The 8,081-nt window shown below is 56.0% G+C and carries 8 protein-coding genes and 1 pseudogene; 3 read left to right on the top strand and 6 right to left on the bottom strand.

All coding sequences use genetic code 11. The annotated features are described in order from the left end of the window. The first annotated feature begins 132 nt into the window (after nt 1-132). Nucleotides 133-1,065, top strand: a complete 933-nt coding sequence (gene pip / locus HMPREF2959_RS02095; protein ID WP_002225339.1) for a prolyl aminopeptidase — start codon at nt 133-135, stop codon at nt 1,063-1,065. 56 nt (nt 1,066-1,121) lie between these two features. Here pip and bamC read toward each other — a convergent pair whose 3' ends face one another. Together bamC and dapA are read right to left on the bottom strand one after the other, a co-directional pair. Then, nucleotides 1,122-2,318 carry an outer membrane protein assembly factor BamC gene (gene bamC / locus HMPREF2959_RS02100; RefSeq protein ID WP_083314122.1) on the bottom strand — a complete coding sequence of 399 codons (1,197 nt, stop codon included), beginning with the start codon at nt 2,316-2,318 and terminating at the stop codon, nt 1,122-1,124. Nucleotides 2,319-2,326: 8 nt separating this feature from the next. Then, on the bottom strand, nt 2,327-3,202 hold the full coding sequence (dapA, locus tag HMPREF2959_RS02105) for a 4-hydroxy-tetrahydrodipicolinate synthase (protein WP_002213803.1): 876 nt from the start codon (nt 3,200-3,202) through the stop codon (nt 2,327-2,329). 37 nt (nt 3,203-3,239) lie between these two features. Here dapA and HMPREF2959_RS13135 point away from each other — a divergent pair. Beyond that, a pseudogene (locus HMPREF2959_RS13135) lies at nt 3,240-3,494 on the top strand (hypothetical protein). Between the two features lie 14 nt (nt 3,495-3,508). After that, a complete protein-coding gene (locus HMPREF2959_RS02115) occupies nt 3,509-4,900 on the top strand; it encodes a nucleobase:cation symporter-2 family protein (protein ID WP_002233716.1) in 1,392 nt (463 codons plus the stop codon). 61 nt (nt 4,901-4,961) lie between these two features. Here HMPREF2959_RS02115 and rlmB read toward each other — a convergent pair whose 3' ends face one another. From rlmB to miaA, 4 genes are all read right to left on the bottom strand, one after another. Next, complete coding sequence (rlmB, locus tag HMPREF2959_RS02120; RefSeq protein WP_002219412.1) at nt 4,962-5,714, bottom strand: 23S rRNA (guanosine(2251)-2'-O)-methyltransferase RlmB; 753 nt, start codon at nt 5,712-5,714, stop codon at nt 4,962-4,964. Between the two features lie 65 nt (nt 5,715-5,779). Next, the gene (locus tag HMPREF2959_RS02125; protein ID WP_002219411.1) at nt 5,780-6,268 is read right to left on the bottom strand and encodes a DUF456 domain-containing protein; all 489 of its coding nucleotides are present in this window, start codon (nt 6,266-6,268) and stop codon (nt 5,780-5,782) included. A gap of 4 nt (nt 6,269-6,272) precedes the next feature. Beyond that, a complete protein-coding gene (gene tadA / locus HMPREF2959_RS02130) occupies nt 6,273-6,992 on the bottom strand; it encodes a tRNA adenosine(34) deaminase TadA (protein ID WP_002221136.1) in 720 nt (239 codons plus the stop codon). 3 nt (nt 6,993-6,995) lie between these two features. Then, nucleotides 6,996-7,937 (bottom strand): tRNA (adenosine(37)-N6)-dimethylallyltransferase MiaA, encoded by a 942-nt coding sequence (gene miaA, locus HMPREF2959_RS02135; protein ID WP_002219409.1) that lies wholly within the window; start codon nt 7,935-7,937, stop codon nt 6,996-6,998. Nucleotides 7,938-8,081: the final 144 nt, after the last annotated feature.

Here is an 8,081-nt window from a genome sequence, read left to right on the forward strand (position 1 = left end):
GCCTTGTCCTGATTTTTGTTAATTCACTATATCGCGATTTTTCGGCATTTGCCTTTCGGGGCGGCTTGTGTCTCGTGCGTGATGTTGCGTGTGGGAATGTTCGGATTGTCAGAAGCAATATGGGAGAAGATGATGTATGAGATAAAACAGCCTTTTCATAGCGGATACTTGCAGGTGTCTGAAATTCATCAAATTTATTGGGAGGAATCGGGCAATCCCGACGGTGTGCCGGTTATTTTTTTACACGGCGGGCCGGGCGCGGGGGCTTCGCCTGAATGTCGGGGTTTTTTCAATCCCGATGTGTTCCGCATCGTCATCATCGACCAGCGCGGTTGCGGACGTTCGCGCCCGTATGCTTGTGCGGAAGACAATACGACTTGGGATTTGGTGGCGGATATTGAAAAAGTCCGTGAAATGCTGGGTATCGGGAAATGGCTGGTGTTCGGCGGTTCGTGGGGCAGCACTTTGTCGCTGGCTTATGCCCAAACCCATCCTGAACGGGTAAAGGGATTGGTGTTGCGCGGGATATTTTTGTGCAGACCGTCTGAAACGGTGTGGCTGAACGAGGCGGGCGGTGTGAGCCGGATTTATCCGGAACAATGGCAAAAATTTGTCGCGCCGATTGCTGAAAATCGGCGGAACCGGCTGATTGAGGCGTATCACGGATTGCTGTTTCATCAAGATGAAGAAGTGTGCCTGTCTGCCGCGAAGGCTTGGGCGGATTGGGAAAGCTATCTGATCCGTTTCGAGCCGGAGGAAGTGGATGAAGATGCTTATGCCTCGCTGGCAATCGCGCGTTTGGAAAACCATTATTTTGTCAACGGCGGTTGGTTGCAGGGCGATAGGGCGATTTTGAACAATATCGGCAAAATACGGCATATCCCGACTATTATCGTACAGGGGCGGTATGATTTGTGTACGCCGATGCAGAGTGCGTGGGCGCTGTCGAAAGCCTTTCCCGAAGCGGAATTGAGGGTGGTTCAGGCAGGGCATCGTGCGTTCGATCCGCCTTTGGTGGATGCGTTGGTTCAGGCAGTTGAGGATATTTTGCCCCATTTGTTGTAAAAAGTTCCGCATAAAAAAGCAGCTTCTGTTTGGAAGCTGCTTTTGTTTTGAATGGTTTAACGCAGTTCGGAATGGAGTTTGCCCAATAATGCGGATGCGTCTTTGCCGGCATATGCGCTGCCGTCTTTGTTGAGCAGGACGATGCGCGAGCCGTTGGCGACAGGCTCGGCATAGACAATCAGTTCCGGCTGTTCGGCAGGTTTCTCCGCTTTGCCTTTGCCCAGCAGGCGTTTGAACAGGCCGGGTTTTTGTTCGGTAACTGCATTGCTTTCGTTCGGGGCTTTTTGAACCAGGAAAGCGTGGCGTTCGGTGTTTTGACCGACGACGGTCAGCCCGATGCGGTCGAGGGCGAGCGCGGTGCGCCGCCAGTTTCTGCCGTAGTCGCCAAAGACAATCAGGCTTTTGCCTTCGATACGCGCCATTTCGTTGGCGGCGGGAAAGGTAGGTTTTTTTGCCGATGCGTTTTCCGCCTGCTGTCCGTCAACGCCCAAATATTGCATAAAGCGCGTCAGGAAAGCGGCTTCGAGGTTGGGATCGGACGGGGAGGGCTGCCATACGGTCGTGTCTTTGTCTTTGCCGCCGTACACTTCTTTCATGGCTTTGTGGGCGAAGAAGATGTCGGAAACGCCGTTTTTGCCCTGTTCGATACGGACGATGAATTTGTCGCGCTCGCCGGTGGAGTAGATGCCGCCCAAACCGACTGTGTCGAATAGGCGGCGCAAGCTGTCTTGGGGGATTTTGGCACGGTTTTCCGCCCACTCGGTTTCCATTTGTCCGATGGCGGGTTCTTCGGATTTGATGTCGAAGCCGTTTTCCTGCCAAAAGGCTTTCAGGAGCGGCCAGATTTCGGCATGAGACTTGCCGTCGACAACGAGCCAGCGTTGGCTGCCGTCGCGCTCGAGGCGGACACCTTTGACGCTTTTCAATACTTCGGCATCGGCAGGCTGTTGGACGGCGGGTGTGCGGCGTTTTTCCAAATCGCTGGCGCGGACGGCGCCCGAACCGGCAGGCAGGCGGTAGAGGTTGCCTTGGTCGGGGTTGTTCAAATCAGGTGGGACTTCGAGTTTGATCAGGCGGTGCGACCGGCTTTGGTAGTCGAGCTTGGGCTGTTCGGTTTTGCTGCCGGAGCAGGCGGCAAGCCCGATGAGTGCGAGCGCGGCAATGACGGGTTTGATAAGGGTCATCGTGTCATCCTGTGTGATGGATATTAAAGTGTTTGTTGCGTTATGCCGTCCGAACGGTTCAGACGGCATAGTTATATTTAGAGTTGTCCTGAGGCTTTCAGGGCGGCGCGGACTTTTGCCTGTCCGCCTTCCGTCAGCGGAACGAGCGGCAGGCGGACGTGCGGTTCGCATCTGCCCAAGGCGGATACCGCCCATTTCGGCGCGGCGGGGCTGGGTTCGCAGAACATGGTGTCGTAAATCGGAATCAGCCGGTTGTTGAGTTCGCGTGCGAGGGCAATGTCGACTTGCAGCGCGGCGCGGCACATATCGGCAAAGAGCTTGGGCGCGGCGTTGGCGGCTACGGTAATCACGCCGTGTCCGCCGCAGAGCATGAACGGCAGGGCTGTATGGTCGTCGCCGGAAAGGACGGCGAAGCCTTCGGGCGCGCGGTTGATGAGTTCGATGTTGCTGCCGATGTTGCCGCTGGCTTCTTTCACGCCGACGATGTTGGGGATTTCGGCAAGGCGCAGGATGGTTTCGTTGTTCATGCTGACGACGGTTCTGCCGGGTACGTTGTAGAGTATCATCGGAATCGCGGCGGCTTCGGCAACGGCTTTGAAATGGCGGTACATGCCTTCTTGCGAAGGTTTGTTGTAATAGGGGACGACGGAGAGGGTGTAGTCCGCCCCGGCTTTTTCGGCGGCTTGGGAAAGGGCGATGGCTTCGACGGTGTTGTTTGCCCCTGTGCCGGCGATGACGGGGACGCGTTTGGCAACGTGTTTGACGACGGCTTCGATGACGGCGGTGTGTTCTTCGACGGAGAGGGTGGCGGATTCGCCTGTCGTGCCGACGGCGACGATGCCGTCCGTGCCGTTTTCAATGTGCCAGTCGATTAAGTCGCGGAGTTGTTCGTAATGGATGCTGCCGTCTTGATTCATCGGGGTAATCAGGGCAACCAGGCTACCTTGTAACATACAGAACCTTTTATCAGTTGTGGTGTAGGGGGCGGTAATGCTTCCGATTGTAGCCTACTTTACCGCAGGTGTGAAATCCGGCGGGTCCGGGATGAGCGGGGCGGCTTGACGGCGGATGCGTCGGGTTTGTATTTTTGTGTTTGAAATCAGGTTATTGCCTTTTGTAAACGATATTCCGGCGGCGACGGTTCGGAATCTGTTTGCCGGACGGGCGCGTATGCCGTCCGAAATCGAAATTGAAGCGGTATGGCGGATTCGCTACAATCCGCGCTTTGGTTTTTTCAACATTTGAAGCAAGGAAACATTATGAGCGGTCATATGGGAAAAGGGGCGGATGCGCCTGATTTGGTGTACGGTTTGGAGGATAGGCCGCCGTTCGGTAATGCGCTCTTGAGCGCGGTTACCCATCTTTTGGCGATTTTTGTGCCGATGATTACGCCCGCGCTGATTGTGGGCGGCGCGCTGGAATTGCCGGTGGAGATGACGGCGTATCTCGTGTCGATGGCGATGGTTGCGTCGGGTGTCGGCACTTATTTGCAGGTCAACCGCTTCGGGCCGGTCGGTTCGGGGATGCTGTCCATCCAGTCGGTGAATTTTTCGTTCGTTACCGTGATGATTGCGCTGGGCGCAGGGATGAAGGAGGGCGGTTTGACTAAGGATGCGATGATTTCGACGCTCTTGGGTGTATCGTTTGTCGGCGCGTTTTTGGTGTGTTTCTCGGCGTGGCTTTTGCCGTATTTGAAAAAAGTGATTACGCCGACGGTCAGCGGCGTGGTCGTGATGCTCATTGGCTTGAGTTTGGTACACGTCGGTATTACCGATTTCGGCGGCGGCTTCGGCGCGAAGGCGGACGGCACGTTCGGCTCGATGGAAAACTTGGGGCTGGCTTCGCTGGTGTTGCTGATTGTGTTGATATTCAACTGCATGAAAAACCCGCTGTTGCGGATGAGCGGCATCGCGGTCGGTCTGATTGCCGGTTACATTGTCGCGCTGTTTTTGGGCAAGGTGGATTTTTCCGCGCTGCAAAACCTGCCGCTGGTTACGCTGCCCGTACCGTTTAAATACGGTTTTGCTTTCGACTGGCACGCATTTATTGTGGCGGGCGCGATTTTCCTGTTGAGCGTGTTTGAGGCGGTCGGCGATTTGACGGCGACGGCAATGGTGTCCGATCAGCCGATTGAAGGCGAGGAATACACCAAACGCCTGCGCGGCGGCGTGTTGGCTGACGGCTTGGTGTCGGTGATTGCGACGGCTTTGGGTTCGCTGCCGCTGACGACGTTTGCGCAAAACAACGGCGTGATTCAGATGACCGGCGTGGCTTCGCGCCATGTGGGCAAATATATTGCCGTGATTTTGGTGCTGTTGGGTCTGTTCCCCGTTGTCGGACGCGCGTTTACGACGATTCCGAGTCCGGTGTTGGGCGGCGCGATGGTTTTGATGTTCGGCTTGATTGCGATTGCGGGCGTGCGGATTTTGGTCAGCCACGGCATCCGCAGGCGCGAAGCGGTAATTGCGGCAACGTCGGTCGGTTTGGGCTTGGGTGTCGCGTTTGAGCCGGAAGTGTTTAAAAACCTGCCTGTCTTGTTCCAAAACTCTATTTCCGCCGGCGGCATTACGGCAGTCTTGCTGAATTTGGTCTTGCCCGAAGATAAAACCGAGGCGGCGGTCAAGTTTGATACCGACCACTTGGAACACTGATTTTGAAAACGAATGCCGTCTGAAACAGAATCCCTGTTTCAGACGGCATTGTTTTTGAGGCTTACGCTTTTTCGTTTTTTAATACGCGCTGCCGGCGGGTTTCGCTTAATACCATTCCGGCAGACACGGAGACGTTCATGCTTTCGACCGTGCCGAACATGGGTATGGACACCAGCATGTCGCAATGTTCGCGTGTCAGGCGGCGCATACCGTCGCCTTCGTTGCCCATCACCCATGCCGCGCTGTCGGGCAGATCGCAATGGTAAAGGTCGGCGTTGCCGCCCATATCGGTGCCGATGATCCAAATGCCGTATTCTTTCAGCTCGCGCAGGGTGCGGGCGAGGTTGGTTACGGTGATGTAGGGGACGGTTTCCGCCGCGCCGCTGGCGACTTTGCTGACGGTGGCGTTCAGCCCCGCGCTTTTGTCTTTCGGTGCGATGACGGCATGTACGCCCATTGCGTCGGCGGTACGCAGGCACGCGCCGAGGTTGTGCGGATCGGTGATGCCGTCGAGTATCAGCAGCAGCGGCGGTTCGCTTAAGTTTTCCAATACGTCTTCGAGGTGGACGTGGTTTTTGGAGGCATCGATAAATCCGACCACGCCCTGATGGCGCGCACCTTTGCTGATGGCGTTGAGGCGGTCGGCATCGGCAAAATATACGCGGATGTTTTCGTTTGCCGCCTTTTCCAACACTTCGCGCGTGCGTACATCGTTTTTGCCTTCTTGGACATAGAGTTCGACGATGGATTTGGGGTTTTGCCACAATCGGGCGTTGACGGCATGGAAGCCGTAGATAGGTCTTTGGTTTGCCATATGGTGCTTTGTGAAAAGGGTTCAGACGGCATTGTAGCAATTTGCCGGTATGCCGTCTGAAGGGGTTAAAACAGGTAGGCGATGTATTTCACCAACAGGATAAACAAGATGGATACGGCGCAGCCGATTTTGAACGCCGTGCCGACGACAAGCCCCAACAGCGTACCCAAGCCCGCTTTACCTGCCTGAAGCATATTGCGCCGATCGATCAGTTCGCCTGCCGCCGCGCCGATAAAGGGACCGAGTATTAGTCCGGGAAGGGAGAAAAACATACCGATGATACTGCCGACCAATGCGCCGCGAACGGCGAGCTTGCCCGCTCCGGTATATTTTGTCCCCCATATGCCTGCCACATAGTCCGCCAGTATGCCGGCAAGGCTGATGAGTCCGACCGTCCACAAAACGCCCGCGCCGTAGATTTGGTAGCCGCCGGAGTAGGCGAGCAGCCAGGTTCCGGCAAACATCAATGCCAATCCGGGCAGGGCGGGGTAAACGATGCCCGCCGTACCGGCGGCTATCAGGGCGAGGGCGAGGATGACGAGCAAGGCGGTCATAGGTTCAACCTTTTCTTTTGTTTTGGAAAAAACGGCTTAATACGGCGCGGCATTCTTCTTGCAGGATTCCGCCCCGTATGGCGGTGTGCGTATTGAGGCGTTTGTCGGCAAACAGGTTGACGATGCTTCCTGCCGCGCCGGTTTTGGGTTCTGCCGCACCGTAGATCACGCGCCTGATTCGTGCCTGTATCAGTGCGGACGCGCACATGGCGCAGGGTTCGAGGGTGATGTAGATGTCGCATCCGTCAAGGCGGTAGTTTTGCATTTCGCTGCCTGCCTGTGCCAAGGCGTTGATTTCGGCGTGCCGGCTGACATTGCAGTCGGCAATGCAGGTGTTGTGTGCCGATGCGATGATTTTGCCGTCTGAAACGATGACTGCCCCGACGGGTATTTCGCCCATTAATGCGGACAGTTTCGCCTGTTCCAATGCCAAACCCATGAAATGCGCCATTTCGCCTTGCGGGGGAAAGGCGGCGACGGGCGGATGGTTTTTCAACTCGGCAAGCAGGCGGGTTTTATCGTGTTGCGCCATTTCTTGCGGCGGCGTGCCGTCCAGCAGCGACTGAAGCTGCCACAGCGTGCTTTTCGTGAGGGTCAAACCTGATGCCTTCAATAACAAGAAGGTTTGAACCGCGCCGTTTTGCCGCAGTTCTTCGAGCGTACGGATACCGAGCCTGTGTAGGGCGGCGACGGTTTTGGGGGCGAGCGGCGGCGTGGTCAGCATAGTTTATGCGCCGAAAAACCGTTTTGCCGCCTCAATCAGGCGTGTGCATGAATTGCCGTCTGAAAACGGGTCGGTAACGCAGTCTAAAGGTGTTTTGCGCAACCAAGTCAGTTGGCGTTTGGCAAGTTGGCGCGTGGCGGCAATGCCTTTCTCGACAAATGCCGGGAAATCGGTTTTTCCGTCCAGATATTCCCATGCCTGACGGTAGCCGACGCAGCGTATGGCAGGGGAGTCGGCGGTCAGGCTGGGATAGAGGCGGCGCAGGTTTTCTACTTCGCCGATAAAGCCCTGTTCAAGCATCAGGTGGAAACGCAGGGCGATGTTTTCATGCAGGCGGGCGCGGTTTTCGGGAATCAGGGCGGCGGTATGCAAATCGAAGGGGAGCGTATGGGAGGTTGGGCTGCCGAGATGCGTACTCATCGGTTTGCCGGTTAAATAATAAACTTCCAAAGCGCGTCCGATACGCTGGCTGTCGTTCGGTTTCAGACGGCATGCTGTTTCAGGGTCGACTTTTTGCAGGGTGCGGTAGAGGAAATCCAAGCCGTACATTTGTTTTTGTTCGTCCAAGTCGGCACGCAGGCAGGCGTCGGCTTCGGGCAAATCGTTCAAACCTTGGGTCAGGGCGCGGAAATACATCATCGTGCCGCCGACAATCAGCGGATATTTCCCACGCGCCGTGATTTCGCCAATCAGACGCGTGCAGTCTTCGACAAAACGGGCGGCACTGTATGTCTGAACAGGCGTAATGATGTCGATAAGGTGGTGCGGTACAAAGGAACGCTCGGCATGAGACGGTTTCGCCGTGCCGATGTCCATATCGCGGTAAACCAGCGCGGAATCGAGGCTGATGATTTCGACAGGCAAGGTTTCGGCAATTTTGAGGGCGAGCGCGGTTTTGCCGCAGGCGGTCGGCCCGAGCAGGGCAAAGGCTTTCGGGGTCGGCATAACGTTTCAGGTTTGGAAAAATACGGATTATAGCGGAAAGCGTGCCGACGTTATATTTTGGTTTGCGGAAGCACGCCGACGGCAAGGGGGCGTGTTTACCGTATGCCTTTATATAGTGGATTAACAAAAACCAGTACAGCGTTG

Source organism: Neisseria sp. HMSC070F02 (assembly GCF_001814225.1).
Taxonomy (GTDB): Bacteria; Pseudomonadota; Gammaproteobacteria; order Burkholderiales; family Neisseriaceae; genus Neisseria; species Neisseria meningitidis.

Coding starts and splice junctions, on each gene's coding strand:
- pip (WP_002225339.1), top strand. CDS start 133: ATGTATGAGATAAAACAGCCTTTTCATAGCGGATACTTGCAGGTGTCT.
- bamC (WP_083314122.1), bottom strand. CDS start 2,318: ATGCCGTCTGAACCGTTCGGACGGCATAACGCAACAAACACTTTAATA.
- dapA (WP_002213803.1), bottom strand. CDS start 3,202: ATGTTACAAGGTAGCCTGGTTGCCCTGATTACCCCGATGAATCAAGAC.
- HMPREF2959_RS02115 (WP_002233716.1), top strand. CDS start 3,509: ATGAGCGGTCATATGGGAAAAGGGGCGGATGCGCCTGATTTGGTGTAC.
- rlmB (WP_002219412.1), bottom strand. CDS start 5,714: ATGGCAAACCAAAGACCTATCTACGGCTTCCATGCCGTCAACGCCCGA.
- HMPREF2959_RS02125 (WP_002219411.1), bottom strand. CDS start 6,268: ATGACCGCCTTGCTCGTCATCCTCGCCCTCGCCCTGATAGCCGCCGGT.
- tadA (WP_002221136.1), bottom strand. CDS start 6,992: ATGCTGACCACGCCGCCGCTCGCCCCCAAAACCGTCGCCGCCCTACAC.
- miaA (WP_002219409.1), bottom strand. CDS start 7,937: ATGCCGACCCCGAAAGCCTTTGCCCTGCTCGGGCCGACCGCCTGCGGC.